A 17,220-nucleotide genomic window follows, 5' to 3' on the forward strand; every position below is an offset into this window, starting at 1 on the left:
ACGAGACGAGAGACAAGACCATGACCACGAACCTTTTTCCGATGAGCCGCCGCGCGATGCTGGGCCTGGGCGCGAGCGCCGCGGCGCTCGCCACCTTTCCCGCGCTCGCGCAGGGCTCCGACAAACCGATTCGCTTCATCCTGCCGATCAGCGCCGGCTCGGGCGTGGACAACATCGTGCGCGCCGCGTCGGTGTCACTTGGCAAGGCCTTCGGCCAGCCGGTGGTGATCGAGAACATGCCGGGCGCGGGCGGCATCACCGGCACGTCGGCCATCGTGAAAGCGGCGCCCGACGGGCTCACGCTGGGCATGGTGTCGAACAACCATGTGATCAACCCGAGCGTGTTCAAGAAGATGCCGTTCGATGCCATCAACGACATCACGCCGATCAGCGTGGTCGGCGCGACGCCGCTCGTGCTGATGGTGAACCCCAAGCTGCCCGCGAAGAACGTGAAGGAACTCGTGGCGCTCCTGCGCGCGAAGCCCGACGGCTACAACTACGCCTCGTCGGGCAACGGCACCATCATCCACCTGGCTGGCGAGATGTTCATGGACGAAGCCGGCGTCAAGGCGCGGCACATTCCCTACAAGGGCACCGGCCCGATGGTGACCGACATGATGGCGGGCCAGGTCGAGATCGGCGTGGTCGCGCTGCCTGCCGTGCAGCAGCACATCAAGAGCGGCGCGCTGCGCGCCATCGGCGTATGCGGGCCCGCACGCTCGCCAGCCGCGTCGGACATTCCCACGATTGCGGAGCAGGGCTTGCCGAACTACGCGGTCGAAGGCTGGTTTGCGGTGATCGGCCCGCCGAAGATGCAGGCCGCCGACATCAAGCGCGCGCACGACGCGGTGGCGGCCGCCTACACCAGCGCCGAGGTGCGCGAGGCGATGGACAAGCAGGGCAACGTCATCAAGCCCACGTCGCCCGAAGAGGCCGCGAGCTACTTCCGCAGCGAGGCCGCGCGCTATGCGGCGCTGGTGAAGAGGGCGAACGTGGTGCTGGAGTGAGCCGACGGGCTCAGAAGGCTGCTCAGGCCGCGCTCGTGAGCTTGAGCCCGAGGATGCCCGCGACGATCAGGCCCACGCAGATCAGCCGTGCGGCGTTCGCGGGCTCGTGGAACAGGAAGATGCCCAGGATCACCGTGCCCACCGCGCCGATGCCGGTCCACACCGCGTAGGCCGTGCCCACGGGCAGCGAGCGCATCGCCCAGCCCAGCAGCACGACGCTGAGCACCATCGACAGCGCGGTGCCGACTGAAGGCCAGAGTCTGGTGAAGCCTTCGGTGTACTTCAGGCCGATGGCCCAGCCCACTTCGAGCAGGCCCGCAATCAACAACACGCCCCACGCCATGTGCGCTCCTTGATGGGAAGAAGAGAAGAAGAGGGTTTCAGTTTTCAGGTCGCACGGCCCGGTAAAGGGCGCGCACGAAATCGGACTGCGTGATCATGCCGGTGAGCCGCTTCTCACTGTCGATGATGGGGATATGGTGATGGCCGCCTTCGGAGAACAGCGGCACCAGCTCGACCACGGGCCGGTCGGCGCTGGCCACGCGCACCTGGCGCGTCATGATCTGGCCGACCACTTCGGGCTTGTTCGACATCACCGTGCGCGTCGCACGGATCAGGTCGCGCAGCCGGCCCGCGATGCCGTCGTGGTGCTGCAGGTCGAGCTGGCGGAAGAAGTCGGCCTGCGTCACGATGCCGACCACGCGGCGCGTGCGGTCGGTCACCGGCAGGGCCTTGATGCGGTGCTGGTGCATGAGCGTCCAGGCCTCTTGCAGCGGCGTGCCGAACTCCACCGAGATCGGCGTGCGCGACATGATGTCGGCGCAGTGCAGCGTGCCCAGGCGGCGCTTGTACGACTCGAGCTCGGTCTGCTGGATGAGCGACTCGAGGTCGTCGCGGCTGATGTCGAGCACCTGGTTGTAGCGGGCCAGCACGGCGTCGACGTCGGCCTGGCTGAAGCGCGCGTCGGGCGAGGGCGGGCGCGCCACCTGCACGTGCGGATAGCGCCGACCCGTGAGCGTGTTGTAGGCCACGCCGGCCAGCACCAGCAGCAGCGAGTTGGTGAAGAACGGAAAGAGCGCCGACGAGAACTGCGTGGTGTGCGTGAGCACCGCGAGCAACGCTGCGGCACCGCCCGGCGGGTGCAGGCAGCGCGCGAAGAACATCAGGCCGATGGCGCCACCCACGGCCACGGCGGCGGCCAGGGCGGGGTCGGGAATCCAGTTGGCGCTGGCAATGCCGACCACGGCCGACAGCGTATTGCCGCCGATCACCGACCAGGGTTGCGCCAGCGGGCTCGCGGGCACCGCGAACACCAGCACGGCGCTGGCGCCCAGCGGCGCGATCAGCCAGACGGCGCCGCCCAGCGAACCGGCCAGCCAGCGGCACAGCACAGCCGTGACGAACAGTCCGAGGACAGCGCCGCCCACGGCGCGCAGCCGTTCCCGCGCATTGACGTTGGAAGGGCCCGGCAGCCAGGCGCGCAGGTAGGTCCACAGTGTGGCGAATCGCATCCCGATGTCCTTCTCAGGCTTCTTCGTGAGCCACCCGCCGCCCGATGTCCGGCCAGCGGCCGTGCAGCCAGACCCAGGCGACCAGCCCGATGACGAGCATCAGCGCCGAGGTCAGCGCCAGCGCCAGCGTGGAGTGCATCACCAGTGGCGCGATGGCGCCGGCCACCACGCCGTTGGCGGTGGAGCCGATCACGGCCTGCAGCGACGACGCCATGCCGCGGCGCTCGGGATGCAGGTCGAGCACCAGCAGCGTGACCACCGGCACCATCAGCGCCCAGCCGAAGGCGAACACCGCGAGCGGCCACACGGCCCACGCCACGTGCGGCACGAAGAAGATGTTGGCCACCACGTTGACCACCGAGGTGACCATCATGATCAGGAAGCCGTCGCGGATCTGCCGCTTGGGCGCCACCTTGCCCGCCATGCGGCCGCTGGCGCGCGCGCCGAGCATGATGCCGCCGATGGTCAGCAGGAAGAACCAGAAGAACTGCTGCGGCTGCAGCGCCAGGTGGTCGCCCAGGAACGCGGGCGCGGCCAGTACGTAGAGGAACATGCCGTTGAAAGGCACGCCGCTCGCAAAGGCCAGCAGCAGAAAACGCGGGTCGGAGCACAGGTCGCGGTAGCCGCGCATCAGGTGACGCACCTGAAAGGGCTGGCGATGGTCCTTGTGCAGCGTCTCGGGCAGCAGCTTGTAGTTGGCGACGAACAGCACCACGCCCACGGCCACCAGGAACCAGAAGATCGAGTGCCAGCCCGCGTGCACGAACAGGAAGCCGCCCACGATGGGCGCGATGGCCGGCGCCACGCCGAAGTAGATCGTGACCTGGCTCATCACCCGCTGCGCCTCGGCCGGCGGGAACATGTCGCGGATGACAGCGCGCGACACCACGATGCCGGCACCCGTCGACAGGCCCTGCAGCCCACGGAACAGCACCAGCTGCGTGATGTTCTGCGACAGCGCGCAGCCCAGCGAGGCCAGCGTGAACACCGCCAGACCCCACAGCACCACGGGCCGGCGCCCGAAGCTGTCCGACAGCGCGCCGTGGAACAGGTTCATGAAGGCAAAGCCGAACAGGTAGGCCGAGAGCGTCTGCTGCATCTCGGCCGGCGTCGCGCCGATCGATTTCGCAATGCCCGAGAACGCCGGGATGTAGGTGTCGATGGAGAAGGGCCCGAGCATGCCCAGCACGGCGAGCAGCACGGCAAGCGCCCAGCGCGGGGCTTGCCAGAGTTTGTCTGCATCGGGATTCATGGAAAGGCGGCTCCGTTGTACTTGTAGTGTGTGTCGGTGGAAAACAAACGAGAACGCCCGCCGCCCGGGTGAGGGGCAAGGCGGGCGCCTGGGCTTCAGCGAACCTGGATTACAGGGTGTCGATGAAGCTGCGCAGCTTGTCGGAACGCGACGGGTGCTTCAGCTTGCGCAGCGCCTTGGCTTCGATCTGGCGGATGCGTTCGCGGGTCACGTCGAACTGCTTGCCGACTTCTTCCAGCGTGTGGTCGGTGCTCATCTCGATGCCGAAGCGCATGCGCAGCACCTTGGCTTCGCGCGGGGTGAGCGAGTCGAGGATGTCCTTGACCACGTCGCGCAGGCCGGCTTGCATCGCGGCCTCGATGGGCGCCGTGTTGCTGCTGTCCTCGATGAAGTCGCCCAGGTGCGAATCGTCGTCGTCGCCGATGGGGGTTTCCATCGAGATCGGCTCTTTCGCGATCTTCATGATCTTGCGGATCTTGTCTTCCGGGATCTCCATCTTGGCGGCCAGGATGCCGGCGTCGGGCTCGAAGCCGAACTCCTGCAAGTGCTGGCGCGAGATGCGGTTCATCTTGTTGATCGTCTCGATCATGTGCACCGGGATGCGGATGGTGCGCGCCTGGTCGGCGATCGAGCGCGTGATCGCCTGGCGGATCCACCACGTGGCGTACGTCGAGAACTTGTAGCCGCGACGGTATTCGAACTTGTCGACCGCCTTCATCAGGCCGATGTTGCCTTCCTGGATCAGGTCGAGGAACTGCAGGCCGCGGTTGGTGTACTTCTTGGCGATGGAGATCACGAGGCGCAGGTTGGCCTCGATCATTTCCTTCTTGGCATCGCGCGAGGACGATTCGCCCTCGTTCATGCGCTTGTTGATGTCCTTGAGCTCGGTCAGCGGCACCACCACGCGCGACTGGATGTCGGTGAGCTTCTGCTGCAGTTCCTGCACCGGCGGGATGTTGCGCGCGAGCACGGCGCTGTACGACTTGCCGGCGGCGGCCTGCTTTTCGATCCACTTGAGGTTGAGCAGGTTCGAGGGAACGCGGTTGCCGTTCTTGTCGTAACCGCTGAAGTCGCGGATGAACTCGTCCTGCGGGAAGCCGCACTTGTCCACGATGATGCGGCGCAGTTCGCGTTCCTTCTTGCGCACGTCGTCCACCTGCGTGCGCACCAGGTCGCACAGCTTCTCGATGGTCTTGGCGGTGAAGCGGATGGTCATGAGCTCGTCGGACACGGCCTGCTGGGCCTTCGTGTACGCCGGCGTGCCGTAGCCTTCCTTCTCGTAGATCTTGTGGATCTTCTCGAACATCTCGGCAATGCGGTCGAAGCGCGAGAGGGCTTCGTTCTTGAGTTCTTCGAGCTTCTTGGTCAGGGCCTTGGAGCCGCCCTTGCCGTCGTCGTCGTCTTCTTCGTCGAATTCGTCGAAGTCTTCTTCGGCCACGTAGTCGTCGGCCTCGTTCGGGTTCGAGAAGCCGTCCACGATGGTCGAGATGACGACCTTGCCTTCACGGATGGTCGCGGCCATCTCGAGGATCGCGGCGATGGTGGCGGGAGAGGCCGAAATGGCTTCCATCATGGCCATCAGGCCGCCTTCGATGCGCTTGGCGATTTCGATTTCGCCTTCGCGCGTCAGCAGCTCGACCGTGCCCATTTCGCGCATGTACATGCGGACCGGGTCGGTGGTGCGGCCGAATTCGCTGTCCACCGTGGAAAGCGCCGCTTCGGCTTCTTCCTCGGCTTCTTCCACCGTGGTGGCGGTGGGCGCGGTGTTGTTCAAGAGCAGGGTTTCGGCGTCGGGCGTCTGCTCGTACACCGCCACGCCCATGTCGTTGAGCATGGTGACCACGACTTCCATGGTCTCGGCGTCGACCAGCTTGTCGGGCAGGTGGTCGGAGATTTCGCCGTGCGTGAGATAGCCGCGGGTCTTGCCCAGCGTGATCAGGGTCTTCAGACGCGAGCGGCGCTTGGCCAGGTCTTCTTCGGACAGCACGGTCTCGTCGAGGCCGAACTCCTTCATCAAGGCGCGTTCCTTCGCCTTGCTGATCTTCATGCGCAGCGGCTTGACCTTCTCTTCGGTGGTCGCGACGGCCGCGGGCTCGTCACCGGCCAGGTCTTCCTCGATGTCCGACAGGTCGATGTCGCTCTCGCCGGCTTCCTTGGCGGCCTTGGGCTTGCGCCCGCGCTTGGCGCCGGTGGCGGGTGCAGCGGCAGCGCTGGCGGCCTTGGGCGGACGGCCGACTTTCTTGGCGGCGGGAGCGGCCGTGGCAGTGGCGGCTTTCTTGGGATCGTCGAGAGAGGTCGATTTCGTGGGCACGGTTTTCACTTTCGTTGCGGCTGCCGTTTTGGACGCGGCGGCAGCCGTCTTGGTAGCCGGTTTGGCACCGGCTTTCAGCGGTTTTTCTGCTGCGGGCTTGGTGGCGACGCTTTTGACGCTTTTGGCAAGTGAAGGAGCAGGCTTCTTTGAACTGGGCATACGACCTCGTTACGACAAGAAAGGACAAGCGGGATCACAGGCGCGCCGTCACGCGGACAGCACCACCAGGCCCGTGCACAGGCACGGACAGAACAATTGGGAAATGAGGATTAAGTCCTCATCAGGCAAGATGTCGGGCGAACATTTGGTGTGCAGTCCTTGCGGTTATTGACCCTTTCCGCCGGAATTTACCGTTGGAGTGCGTTGCGCTAGGGGTCGGCCCGGAGGTGCTGCTGTCGCTCTTGCCTAATTTCGCCAGTTGCGAAGCCCTACATTATAGCCTGTTGCGCAAATTTCAAGCAGTATCTGTCCCTGAAGCGCGGATGCGGTCTCGCAATTCGAGCCGGCGGGCTTCCAGTGCCTTGTAGCGCTCCAGGGCCTTCGGATCTTTTCCCACCGACGCGATGGCCTTGCTCTGCTGGGCTTTCAGGCGGTCGTCGAGCATGAAGTCGAGCACGCTCGCCAGCTCCTTGGCGGCATCGGCCAGATGCTGTTCTTCCTCGCCTTCGGGCACCGGCCCGGCCTCCGACACGCTCATGAGGCGCTCGGCCAGCGGCGCGAAATCGAGTCCGCGCAGGCCTTCGCGCAGCGCTGCCCAGGGCTGCACGCCGTGCTCGTGCAGCTGGCTGTCCAGCCAGGTGAAGAGGGCGCCGTGCTCGCCCGGCAGGTCGCACAGCATCACGTGCAGCTCGTGCGACAGCGCTTCCCATTGCGCCATGTTCGACAGCACCAGACGAACCGCCACGTCGGGCCGGCTCGGCGGCTTGCCGCGTCCGCGCAGCGGCTCGATGGGTTCCTCGAACTTGCCGCCCCAGCGCTTGCCCTTGGTGAACTTGCGCGGCTGGAACCTGGGTTTGCTCTCGTTTTCGTAGCGTGGCGGCTCGTAGTCCTGCGTCGGCGGCATGTCCGGGTAGTAGTCGCCAGGGTCGTTGCCGTAGCTGTCGGATTCGCTGTGGCGTTGCGCCGCCTGCGACGGCGCACCGGCGCCCTTGCGTGGGCCGGGCGTTGCGGTGGACCACAGGTCGGACAGCGCGGCGGCGTCGAGCTGGACCAGCGTGGCGATCTCGCTGAGCAGTTGCCGCTTGAGCGCGCCGTCGGGCATCGCGCTCCACAGTGGGCGCACGTTGCTGGTCATGTGGGCGCGGCCCTCGGCCGAGCTCAGGTCGCAGCCTTCGCGCGCGGCCTCGAGCATGAAGCGCGACAGCGGTGTGGCCTCGGCCACGAAACCCGCGAACGCGTCGGCACCGTGTGCACGGATGTAGCTGTCCGGATCGTGTTCGGCCGGCAGGAACAGGAACTTGATGCTGCGCGTGTCGGTGGCATAGGGCAGGGCGCCGTCGAGCGCCTTGCGCGCGGCGCGGCGCCCGGCGGCGTCGCCGTCGAAGCTGAACACCACCGATTCGGTGAAGCGGAAGAGCTTTTGCACATGCTCGGTGGTGCACGCCGTGCCCAGCGTGGCCACCGCGTTTGGAAAGCCGAGCTGGGCCAGCGCGACCACGTCCATGTAGCCCTCGGTGACGAGCGCGTAGCCGCGGTCGCGGAAGGCGGCGCGCGCCTCGTACAGGCCGTAGAGTTCGCGGCCCTTGCTGAACACCGGCGTCTCGGGCGAGTTCAGGTACTTGGGTTTTTCGTCGCCGAGCACGCGCCCGCCGAAGCCGATGCACTCGCCCTTGACGTTGCGGATCGGGAACATCACGCGGTCGCGAAAGCGGTCGTAGCGCTTGGCTTCTTCGTCGCTGAGCTTGCCTTCCTCGTTATTGACGATCACCAGCCCGCTCTCGGCGAGCAGCGGATCGTCGTAATCGGGGAACACGCTGGCCAGTGCGCGCCAGCCGGCCGGCGCATAGCCGATGCCGAACTGCCTGGCGACCTCGCCTGAGACGCCGCGGCCCTTGAGGTACTCGATGGCGCCGGGCGCCTGGCGCAGCGCCTTGCGGTAGGCGTCGCCGGCTTTTTCGAGCACGTCGGTCAGCGTGGCCTGCTTCTGGCGCTGGGTGGCGGCGCGGGCGCGTTCGGCGGGCGAGACGTCGTCTTCAGGCACGACCAGGCCGTACTGGCCGGCCAGGTCATGCACGGCCTCGACGAAGCCCATGCCCGCATGTTCCATGAGGAAGCCGATGGCGTTGCCATGCACGCCGCAACCGAAGCAGTGATAGAACTGCTTGGTCGGGCTGACCGAGAACGAAGGCGACTTCTCGCCGTGGAAGGGGCACAGCCCCATGAAATTGGCGCCGGCCTTCTTGAGCTGAACGTAGCGGCCGACAATTTCGACCACATCGGCGCGCGCGATGAGTTCCTGGATGAATGAAGCGGGGATGGTCATGGCTGCGGGGAGCGGCAAATCATACGCAAGCCGACGAGCGGCATACTGAACCCCGCCGCAAATCCACATCACGCATGAAGACGCCCCTGCCTTTGCAACACGCCGCACCGCTGCTGCGCCATCCGCTGCGCTTCGTCTGGAGTGCGCTCAAGGAGTTCCGCGCCAACCAGGGGTTGCTGCTCGCGGGCGCGGTGGCCTACTACGCGCTGCTGTCCATCGTGCCGCTGCTGATCGTGAGCGTGATGGCGCTGTCGCACATGATCGACCAGGCCGAGCTGCTGCGCACCATCGGGCGCTATCTCGAATGGCTGCTGCCGGGGCAGTCGAAAGCCATCGTGGCCGAGCTGTCGAGCTTCCTGGACCACCGCTCGGTGCTGGGGCCGGTGCTGCTGGTGACGATGATCTTCTTCAGTTCGCTGGCGTTCAGCGTGCTCGAAAGCGCCATGGCGGTGATCTTTCACCACCGCAAGGCCGATCACAAGCGCCACTTTCTCGTGTCGGTGGCGATGCCGTACCTCTACATCCTGAGCCTGTGCGCGGGGTTGTTGCTGGTCACGCTGGTGTCGGGCGCGCTGCAGCTGGTGGGACAGGAAAGCGTCGACCTGCTGGGGCGCAGCTGGTCGCTGTCGGGCATTTCGGGCTTGCTGCTGTACCTGCTGGGGCTGGGCGGCGAGATCTTCATGCTGACCTCGCTGTACCTCGTGATGCCGGCCGGGCGCATGTCGCTGCGGCATGCGCTGCTGGGCGGCGTCACGGCCGCGCTGCTGTGGGAGGCCACGCGGCGCGTGCTGATCTGGTATTTCTCGACGCTGTCGCAGGTGAACGTCGTCTACGGCTCGCTCACCACGGCCATCGTGGTGCTGCTGAGCCTGGAAATCGCCGCCATGCTGGTGCTGCTCGGCGCCCAGGTCATCGCGAACTACGAGCGCCTGGACCGCACCGGCAGCACGAAGCTGCCGGCGTCCCAGGTCAGCGAGGGGCCAATCGAATCGCTCCGTCCAGACGAATCACCTCGCCGTTGAGCATGTCGTTCTCGATGATGTGCTTGGCCAGCCTGGCGTAGTCGTCAGGCGTGCCCAGGCGCGAAGGGAAGGGCACGCTGGCGGCCAGCGCGTCCTGCACTTCCTGCGGCATGCCGAACAGCATGGGCGTGCCGAAGATGCCGGGGGCGATGGTCATGTTGCGGATGCCGCTGCGCGCGAGGTCGCGGGCGATGGGCAGGGTCATGCCGACCACGCCGCCCTTGGAGGCGCTGTAGGCGGCCTGGCCGATCTGGCCGTCGTAGGCCGCGACCGAGGCGGTCGAAATCAGCACGCCGCGTTCGCCGGTGGATTCGGGCTCGTTCTTGCCCATGGCGTCGGCGGCCAGGCGGATCATGTTGAAGCTGCCGATCAGGTTGACCGTGACGGTCTTGCTGAACACGGCCAGCGCGTGCGGGCCGTTCTTGCCCACGGTCTTCTCGGCCGGCGCGATGCCGGCGCAGTTCACGAGGCCGACCAGCTTGCCGAGCCTGAGCGCGGCAGCCACGGCGGCCTGGCCGTCGGCTTCCTGGCTGACGTCGCACTTGACGAACACGCCACCGATTTCCTTGGCAACGGCTTCACCCTTGTCAGCCTGCATGTCGGCGATCACCACCTTGGCGCCGTTGGCCGCGAGCATGCGCGCCGTGCCTTCGCCGAGGCCCGAAGCGCCACCGGTCACGATAAAAACCTTGCCGTCGATCTGCATTGAAAGTCTCCTGAAATGAGACCGACATTATCGAAGACGACCGCCGGGCCAAAAAAAAGGCCTCATCCGAAGATGAGGCCCTGAATTGGATCCGTAAGGACCCAAGGAGACAACTGGTGGTGGTCGGTGCTTAGCGCTTGCGCGAGGCGGTGGCCGTCTTGGCCGCGGCGACGGCTTGGGTCGACACAGCGTTGAAGTTGGCTTCGGCGACGTCCGATGCTTGCTTGACGGCCTTCTGGACCGATTCGAAAGCGTTGTTGGCGGCTGCCACGGCGCTCTTCAGCACGGCGACGGCGGTTTCCGAACCGGCGGGGGCGTTCTTGGAAGCGCTGTCGACGAGGCCGACGAAGGCTTGCTGGGCTTCAGCGGACTTGGCTTCGAAGGCCTTCGAGAATTCGGCGCTGGTGCCTTGGGCGATGTCGTACAGGTGACGGCTGTAGGCAGCGGTCTTTTCGGCCAGGGGCTGGAACAGGCTGGCTTGCAGCGTCAGCAGCTCTTGGGCGTCCTTGACGTTCAGGGCCGCCTGAGCGGTGCTCTGGGCTTCGGTCAGGGCGGCCTTGGAGGCGGTCACGTTCAGTTCAACCAGCTTTTCAACGCCTTCGAAAGCCTTGGTGGTCAGGCCGAACAGGGTTTCGAGGTTTGCTTTTTGAGCGGCGAGGATTTGGTCAGCGGTCAGGGCCATTTGGGATCTCCAGGAAGGATGATGGGGTGGTCGATTCACGTTGCGCTGCGCCTCGTCGTTCATGTTGCGGTGCAGCATGGCCTGAAGTATAGGCAGCTGAACGCAGCGATCAAGCGGTTTTTGCTGCTGTGCAGCAATTTAGAAGCCGCCTTCTAAAACCGCCCTGCGCCGCCAGAATGCGGCCATGCGTGCTTTCTATTCCGGGCAGTTCGTCCTGCCTTTGCCGACGGGCCACCGCTTTCCCATGTCGCGCTACGCGATGCTGCGCGACCGCCTGCAAGAGCAGTTGCCCGCCGTCGAGATGGATCCGGCCCCGCGCGCCACCGACGACGAGCTTGCGCTCGCCCACACGCCCGAATGGATCACCGCCGTCAGCGAAGGCCGCGTGAGCCCGCAGGCCATGCGCGAGATCGGCTTTCCCTGGAGCGAGGCGATGGTCGAGCGCTCGCGCCGTTCCACCGGCGCCACCATTGCCGCCTGCCGCGCGGCCTTCGCGGGCGGCGTGTCAGCCAACATGGCCGGCGGCACGCACCACGCCTATGCGGACAAGGGCAGTGGTTTCTGCGTCTTCAACGACGCAGCGGTGGCTGCGCGGCTCATGCAGGTCGAGCAGGCCCGTGCCGGCCGGCTGCTCAGGGTGGCCATGATCGACCTCGACGTGCACCAGGGCAACGGCACGGCCCGCATCTTCCAGGGCGACCCCAGCGTGTTCACGCTGTCGGTGCACGGCCAGAAGAACTTCCCCTTTCGCAAGGAGGCGAGCGATCTCGACGTGGAGCTGCCCGACGGCTGCGGCGACGCCGACTACCTCGCGGCGCTCGAGCACGCGCTCGACGAGCTCGACCGCCGCTTCTCGCCCGGCCTCGTGATCTACCTGGCCGGTGCCGACCCCTTCGAGCGCGACCGGCTCGGTCGCCTCAAGCTGAGCTTCGACGGCCTGGAGGCGCGCGACCGCCGCGTGTTCGACTGGACCTGGCAGCGCCGCATCCCGACCGCCTTCGCGATGGCCGGCGGCTATGCCAGCGACATCGCCGAGACGGTGCAGGTGCAGCTGGGCACTTTCCGGGTGGCGCTCGATTGCTGGCGCCGCTGGCAAAATGCCGCGCGATGAGCGCCTCGACACCTCCACCCGCCGCCCCCAAGCCCACGCCCCACGTCCGCAGCGCCTACCGGGCGTTTCGCAGCATCCCGACGCGCTGGGCCGACAACGACATGTACGGCCACGTCAACAACGTCGTCTACTACAGCTGGTTCGACACCGCGGTGAACGCGCTGCTCATCGAGCGCGGCGCGCTCGACATCCACGGCGGCCAGACCATCGGCTTCGTGGTCGAGACGCAGTGCAACTACTTCGCGCCGGTCGCGTTCCCGCAGACGGTGGAGGCAGGCATCCGCGTCGCGCAAGCAGGGCGCTCGAGCGTGCGCTACGAGATCGCGCTGTTCGCCGAGGGTTCCGACACCGCCGCCGCGCAGGGGCACTTCGTGCATGTGTATGTCGACCGCGCGACGCAGCGGCCGGTGCCGTTGCCCGAGGCGCTGCAGCAGGTGGTCGATTCGCTGCGCGCCTGAGCGCCCATGAAAAAACGGCGCCCGCAGGCGCCGTCCGTGAGTGAGTGGGGCATGACCCCGCTTACATCGTCTTCTTCATGGCCTTGATGTCGGCCTTGCCCTGGGCCTCGTCGGCCTTGGCCTGCTTCACGCACGCAGCCTTGGCTTCGCCCTGCTGGTCGTCGCACTTTTCCTTCGCGACTTCGTAGGCGGCCTTCACTTTCTCTTCGGCCACCTTGCGGGCATGGCTGTCGCTCGGCTGGTATTGCTGCTCGAGCTCGGCCTTGGCCACTTCTTCCTTGCCCTTGGCTTCCTTCTGGCAGACGTCCTTGGCGTTGTCCTTCATCGCGTCGCACTGGGTCTTGGCGACCTTGTAGTCGGCCTCGACCTTTTCCTTGGCGACCTTGTACTCATCCTTGGTCATCGCACCAGCCTGGCTGGCAACGAAACAGGTGGAGGCGAGGGCGAGCATGACGAAGTGCTGTTTTTTCATGGTGTATGTCCTTTGCGGTGAATGACGGAAGAGAGCAGGGCGCGTTCGTTCTCAGTACTTTTCGTACCAGAGGGCGTCGGGAGAGCGGCCGTCGCGAGATTCCCATTCCTTCACCTGCTTCTCGGCCTCGTCGCGGCTGATGCCGTGGCGTTCCTGGATGCGGCCCAGCAGCTGGTCGCGCTTGCCCGCGATGACGTCGAAGTCGTCGTCGGTCAGCTTGCCCCACTGCTCCTTGACCTTGCCCTTGAGCTGCTTCCAGTTGCCTTCGATGGTGTCCTTGTTCATGCGAATCTCCTTGCGTAAGAGTGATGACCCGGCGGAACATGCCGCCGCCGTGAAATCAATGTCGCGTGAGTGATTCCCCCTGCCGGTAGGACGTGCAGTGCGGCCCTCGTAGGCAGAGGCCGACTCAGGCCGTGATAATGGAACGGACGCCGCAGCCAGAGACCCGAGACACCGCGCACCGCACCATGATCATTCACAGCCTGCTCGACACCGACCTCTACAAGTTCACGATGATGCAGGTCGTCCTGCACCACTTTCCGGGGGCACGGGTCGAGTACCGCTTCAAGTGCCGCAACCCCGGCGTCAACCTCGCGCAGTTTGCGGGGCAGATCCGCGACGAGATCCGCAGCCTGTGCTCGCTGCAGTTCCGCGACGCCGAACTCGCCTACCTGCGCTCGATGCGCTTCATCAAGAGCGACTTCGTCGACTTCCTGGGCCTGTTCCGGCTCAACGAGAAGTACATCAACGTCATTCCCCAGCCCTCGGGCGAGCTCGAGATCCGCATCAAGGGCCCGTGGCTGCACACCATCCTGTTCGAGATCCCGGTGCTGGCCATCGTGAACGAGGTCTACTTCCGCAACACGCAGAAGAACCCCGATTTCGAGGAAGGCCGCCGCCGCCTCGACCTCAAGATCAGCCAGCTGCAAGAGGCCGGCCTGGGCGACCTCAAGATTGCCGACTACGGCACGCGCCGCCGCTTCTCGAAAGACTGGCACGAAGAAGTACTGCGCACGCTGGCGCAACGGCTCGGCGCCGTGGCCTCGCCGCCGGCCAAGTCGCCCGCGGGCGAACACCTGCCGCAGCTGGCGGGCACCAGCAACGTGCTGTACGCCATGAAGCTCGGCCTCATTCCGCTGGGCACCATGGCACACGAGTACCTGCAGGCCTGCCAGGCGCTGGGCCCGCGGCTGCGCGACAGCCAGATCTTCGGCTTCGAGAGCTGGGCCCGTGAATACCGCGGCGACCTGGGCATTGCGCTGTCCGACGTGTACGGCATGAGCGCCTTCCTGCGCGACTTCGACCTGTACTTCTGCAAGCTCTTCGACGGCGCGCGCCACGACAGCGGCGACCCGTTCCAGTGGGGCGAGCGCATGCTGGCGCACTACCATGCGAACCGGGTCGATCCGCTCACCAAGACGCTGATCTTCAGCGATGGCCTCACGGTGCCGCGCACCATCGAGCTGTACCAGCAGTTCCGCGGCCGCTGCCTGCTGGCCTTCGGCATCGGCACCAACCTCACCAACGACCTGGGCTACGAGCCGCTGCAGATCGTCATCAAGATGATCCAGTGCAACGACCAGCCGGTGGCCAAGCTGTCGGACACGCCATCCAAGAACATGTGCGAGGACGAGAAATACCTGGCTTACCTGCGTCAGGTTTTCGAGATCGAACAACCCCCCGCGTGAACCCTGTACCGGCCCCCGTGCAGCGCTTCGTCTGGTACGGTACAGCCCCATGAAAAAATCCCTCCGACTGGTCGCGGCCGCGCTGCTGCCGCTGATGTTCCCCGCCCTCGCGTCGGCCGCCGAATTCAACGGCGCCACGTTGTCGCCGCTGTGGGGCGTGCCCTTCGCGGGCATCCTGCTGTCGATCGCGCTCATGCCGTTGCTCGTGCCGTCGTTCTGGCACCACCACTACGGCAAGGTGTCGGCCGCCTGGGCACTGGCTTTCCTCTTGCCGTTTGCCGCGATCTACGGCGCGCCGCTGGCCGGGGCGCAGATGGTGCACGCGCTGGTCGAGGAATACATCCCCTTCATCATCCTGCTCACCGCACTGTTCACGGTGGCCGGGGGCATCCACATCCGGGGCAACCTGCACGGGGCGCCGGGGCTCAACACGGCCATCCTGGCGATCGGTGCGGTGCTCGCGAGCTTCATGGGAACCACGGGCGCCTCGATGCTCCTGATTCGCCCGCTGATCCGCGCCAACGACAACCGGGCGCACCGGGCGCACGTGGTCGTGTTCTTCATCTTCATCGTCTCGAACGCAGGCGGCTCGCTCACGCCGCTGGGCGATCCGCCGCTGTTCCTGGGCTTCCTGAAGGGCGTCGACTTCTTCTGGACCGCGCAGAACATCCTGCCCGACACGCTGTTCATCCTGGCCGTGCTGCTCGTGCTGTTCTATTTGATCGACCGCCATTACTACCGCAAGGACGGCGTGCTCCCGGTCGACCCGACGCCCGACACCCAGCGCATCGGCTTCGATGGCGCCATCAACTTCGCGTTGCTCGGCGGCGTGATTGCGCTGGTGCTGATCAGCGGGTTCTGGAAGTCGCCGGTCACCTTCGACATCTACGGCTCGACGATGGGCCTGCCGGGGCTGGTGCGCGACGTGGGCCTCATCGCCATCACGCTGCTGTCGCTGAAGATCACCGCCGCCAAGGTGCACGCCGACAACCAGTTCGAGTGGGGTCCGATGGCCGAGGTGGCCAAGCTTTTCGCCGGCATCTTCCTGACCATCATCCCGGTGATCGCCATGCTCAAGGCCGGCACGCAGGGCCCGTTCGGCGCCATCGTCGCGGCCGTGACGCGCGCCGACGGCCAGCCCGATCCGGCGATGTACTTCTGGGCCACCGGCATCCTGAGTTCGTTCCTGGACAACGCGCCCACCTACCTCGTGTTCTTCAACACGGCGGGCGGCGATCCGGTGGCACTCATGACCACCTATGCCACCACGCTGGCCGCCATCTCGGCGGGCGCCGTGTTCATGGGCGCGAACACCTACATCGGCAACGCGCCGAACCTGATGGTCAAGGCCATCGCCGAAAGCCGCGGCGTGCGCATGCCCAGCTTCTTCGGCTACATGCTGTGGTCGGGTGCGATCCTGGTTCCGCTGTTCGTGCTGACCACCTTCATCTTCTTCGTCTGATCCTTCCCACACGTTCAAGAAAGAGACACGTTCCATGAGCAGCAGCAAGCCCAAGATCCTGGTCGCGCGCGCGGTGTTCCCCGAGACCCTGGCGCGCCTCGCGCAGCATTTCGAGGTCGAGTCGAACCAGGCCGACGAAACCTGGAGCAAGGACCAACTGATCGCGAAGCTGCAAGGCAAGCAGGGCGCCTTCACCACCGGCAGCGAGCGCATCGACGCCGCGGTGCTCGACGCCTGCCCCGAGCTGAAGATCTGCGCCAACATGGCCGTGGGCTACAACAACTTCGACGTCGACGCCATGGCCGCGCGCGGCGTGCTCGGCACCAACGCGCCCGACGTGCTGACCGAGACCACGGCCGACTTCGGCTTTGCGCTGCTCATGGCCACCGCGCGCCGCATCACCGAGAGCGAACACTTCCTGCGTGCGGGCAAGTGGGAAAAGTGGAGCTACGACATGTTCGCCGGTTCCGACATCCACGGATCCACGCTCGGCATCATCGGCATGGGCCGCATCGGGCAGGGCATTGCCAGGCGCGGTGCGCACGGCTTCGGCATGAACGTGATCTATCACAATCGCTCGCGCCTGGACGCCGCGCTCGAAGCCGAATGCAAGGCCCGCTACGTCGGCAAGGAAGAGCTGCTCAAGACCGCCGACCACGTCGTGCTGGTCGTGCCGTACTCGCCGGCCTCGCACCACACCATCGGCGCGGCCGAAATCGCGCTCATGAAGCCGACGGCCACGCTGGTCAACATCGCGCGCGGCGGTATCGTCGACGACGCGGCGCTGGCCGTGGCGCTGCGCGAAAAGCGCATCGCCGCAGCGGGCCTCGACGTGTTCGAGGGCGAGCCCAAGGTCCACCCCGACCTGCTCACCGTGCCCAATGTGGTGCTCACGCCGCACATCGCGAGCGCCACCGTGCCCACGCGCCGCGCCATGGCCGACCTGGCGGCCGACAACCTCATCGCCTGGGGCAGCGGCAAGGGGCCCTTGACGCCGGTCACGCCGGTGCCATCGGCCACGAAGTAGTCGGAAATCGAACCAGAGAGCCAGAC

17 protein-coding genes are annotated in these 17,220 nt (G+C 66.0%); 8 read left to right on the forward strand and 9 right to left on the reverse strand.

Annotated elements, in window-relative coordinates:
* Nucleotides 1–20: 20 nt before the first annotated feature.
* Nucleotides 21–1,007, forward strand: a complete 987-nt coding sequence (locus tag ASD34_RS23600) for a tripartite tricarboxylate transporter substrate binding protein (RefSeq protein ID WP_056583009.1) — start codon at nt 21–23, stop codon at nt 1,005–1,007.
* A gap of 22 nt (nt 1,008–1,029) precedes the next feature.
* Here ASD34_RS23600 and sugE read toward each other — a convergent pair whose 3' ends face one another.
* The 4 genes from sugE to rpoD all read right to left on the reverse strand — a co-directional run bounded on the left by sugE (nt 1,030) and on the right by rpoD (nt 6,081).
* A complete protein-coding gene (gene sugE, locus ASD34_RS23605) occupies nt 1,030–1,350 on the reverse strand; it encodes a quaternary ammonium compound efflux SMR transporter SugE (protein WP_056583011.1) in 321 nt (106 codons plus the stop codon).
* A gap of 37 nt (nt 1,351–1,387) precedes the next feature.
* Nucleotides 1,388–2,518, reverse strand: a complete 1,131-nt coding sequence (locus ASD34_RS23610) for an HPP family protein (RefSeq protein WP_056583013.1) — start codon at nt 2,516–2,518, stop codon at nt 1,388–1,390.
* Between the two features lie 13 nt (nt 2,519–2,531).
* Entirely contained in the window at nt 2,532–3,770 is a 1,239-nt protein-coding gene (locus tag ASD34_RS23615) for a multidrug effflux MFS transporter (protein WP_056583015.1), read from the reverse strand.
* 109 nt (nt 3,771–3,879) lie between these two features.
* Nucleotides 3,880–6,081: an RNA polymerase sigma factor RpoD gene (gene rpoD, locus ASD34_RS23620; RefSeq protein WP_235510226.1), complete on the reverse strand. Its 2,202-nt coding sequence runs from the start codon at nt 6,079–6,081 to the stop codon at nt 3,880–3,882.
* Between rpoD and ASD34_RS28400 the strand changes: the two genes are divergently transcribed.
* Nucleotides 6,074–6,412, forward strand: coding sequence for a hypothetical protein (locus ASD34_RS28400; protein WP_235510227.1), 339 nt, complete (start codon nt 6,074–6,076; stop codon nt 6,410–6,412). The genes rpoD and ASD34_RS28400 overlap by 8 nt on opposite strands.
* A 123-nt stretch (nt 6,413–6,535) precedes the next feature.
* Here ASD34_RS28400 and dnaG read toward each other — a convergent pair whose 3' ends face one another.
* Nucleotides 6,536–8,563: a DNA primase gene (gene dnaG, locus ASD34_RS23625; protein ID WP_056583019.1), complete on the reverse strand. Its 2,028-nt coding sequence runs from the start codon at nt 8,561–8,563 to the stop codon at nt 6,536–6,538.
* Between the two features lie 74 nt (nt 8,564–8,637).
* Between dnaG and ASD34_RS23630 the strand changes: the two genes are divergently transcribed.
* Nucleotides 8,638–9,585, forward strand: coding sequence for a YihY/virulence factor BrkB family protein (locus tag ASD34_RS23630; protein WP_056583021.1), 948 nt, complete (start codon nt 8,638–8,640; stop codon nt 9,583–9,585).
* Here ASD34_RS23630 and ASD34_RS23635 read toward each other — a convergent pair.
* Together ASD34_RS23635 and ASD34_RS23640 are read right to left on the reverse strand one after the other, a co-directional pair.
* The gene (locus ASD34_RS23635; RefSeq protein ID WP_056583022.1) at nt 9,533–10,291 is read right to left on the reverse strand and encodes a 3-hydroxyacyl-CoA dehydrogenase; all 759 of its coding nucleotides are present in this window, start codon (nt 10,289–10,291) and stop codon (nt 9,533–9,535) included. The genes ASD34_RS23630 and ASD34_RS23635 overlap by 53 nt on opposite strands.
* Before the next feature lie 130 nt (nt 10,292–10,421).
* Nucleotides 10,422–10,973, reverse strand: a complete 552-nt coding sequence (locus ASD34_RS23640) for a phasin family protein (protein WP_056583024.1) — start codon at nt 10,971–10,973, stop codon at nt 10,422–10,424.
* 184 nt (nt 10,974–11,157) lie between these two features.
* Here ASD34_RS23640 and ASD34_RS23645 point away from each other — a divergent pair, with 184 nt between their 5' ends.
* Nucleotides 11,158–12,084 carry a histone deacetylase gene (locus ASD34_RS23645; protein ID WP_056583027.1) on the forward strand — a complete coding sequence of 309 codons (927 nt, stop codon included), beginning with the start codon at nt 11,158–11,160 and terminating at the stop codon, nt 12,082–12,084.
* Nucleotides 12,081–12,542, forward strand: coding sequence for an acyl-CoA thioesterase (locus tag ASD34_RS23650; RefSeq protein ID WP_056583031.1), 462 nt, complete (start codon nt 12,081–12,083; stop codon nt 12,540–12,542). Before ASD34_RS23645 ends, ASD34_RS23650 begins: the two co-directional genes overlap by 4 nt.
* Nucleotides 12,543–12,603: 61 nt before the next feature.
* Here ASD34_RS23650 and ASD34_RS23655 read toward each other — a convergent pair whose 3' ends face one another.
* Both ASD34_RS23655 and ASD34_RS23660 read right to left on the reverse strand, forming a co-directional pair.
* Nucleotides 12,604–13,014 (reverse strand): hypothetical protein, encoded by a 411-nt coding sequence (locus ASD34_RS23655; protein ID WP_082549042.1) that lies wholly within the window; start codon nt 13,012–13,014, stop codon nt 12,604–12,606.
* A gap of 51 nt (nt 13,015–13,065) precedes the next feature.
* Nucleotides 13,066–13,299 (reverse strand): CsbD family protein, encoded by a 234-nt coding sequence (locus ASD34_RS23660; RefSeq protein WP_056583033.1) that lies wholly within the window; start codon nt 13,297–13,299, stop codon nt 13,066–13,068.
* A 185-nt stretch (nt 13,300–13,484) separates the two neighbouring features.
* Here ASD34_RS23660 and pncB point away from each other — a divergent pair, with 185 nt between their 5' ends.
* The 3 genes from pncB to ASD34_RS23675 are packed head-to-tail and all read left to right on the forward strand — an operon-like array spanning nt 13,485 to nt 17,194.
* On the forward strand, nt 13,485–14,705 hold the full coding sequence (gene pncB / locus ASD34_RS23665) for a nicotinate phosphoribosyltransferase (protein ID WP_056583034.1): 1,221 nt from the start codon (nt 13,485–13,487) through the stop codon (nt 14,703–14,705).
* A 49-nt stretch (nt 14,706–14,754) separates the two neighbouring features.
* On the forward strand, nt 14,755–16,167 hold the full coding sequence (locus ASD34_RS23670) for a sodium:proton antiporter (protein ID WP_056583036.1): 1,413 nt from the start codon (nt 14,755–14,757) through the stop codon (nt 16,165–16,167).
* A gap of 34 nt (nt 16,168–16,201) precedes the next feature.
* Nucleotides 16,202–17,194 (forward strand): 2-hydroxyacid dehydrogenase, encoded by a 993-nt coding sequence (locus ASD34_RS23675; protein WP_056583038.1) that lies wholly within the window; start codon nt 16,202–16,204, stop codon nt 17,192–17,194.
* Nucleotides 17,195–17,220: the final 26 nt, after the last annotated feature.

Source organism: Variovorax sp. Root473 (assembly GCF_001426505.1).
Lineage (GTDB): Bacteria > Pseudomonadota > Gammaproteobacteria > Burkholderiales > Burkholderiaceae_C > Variovorax.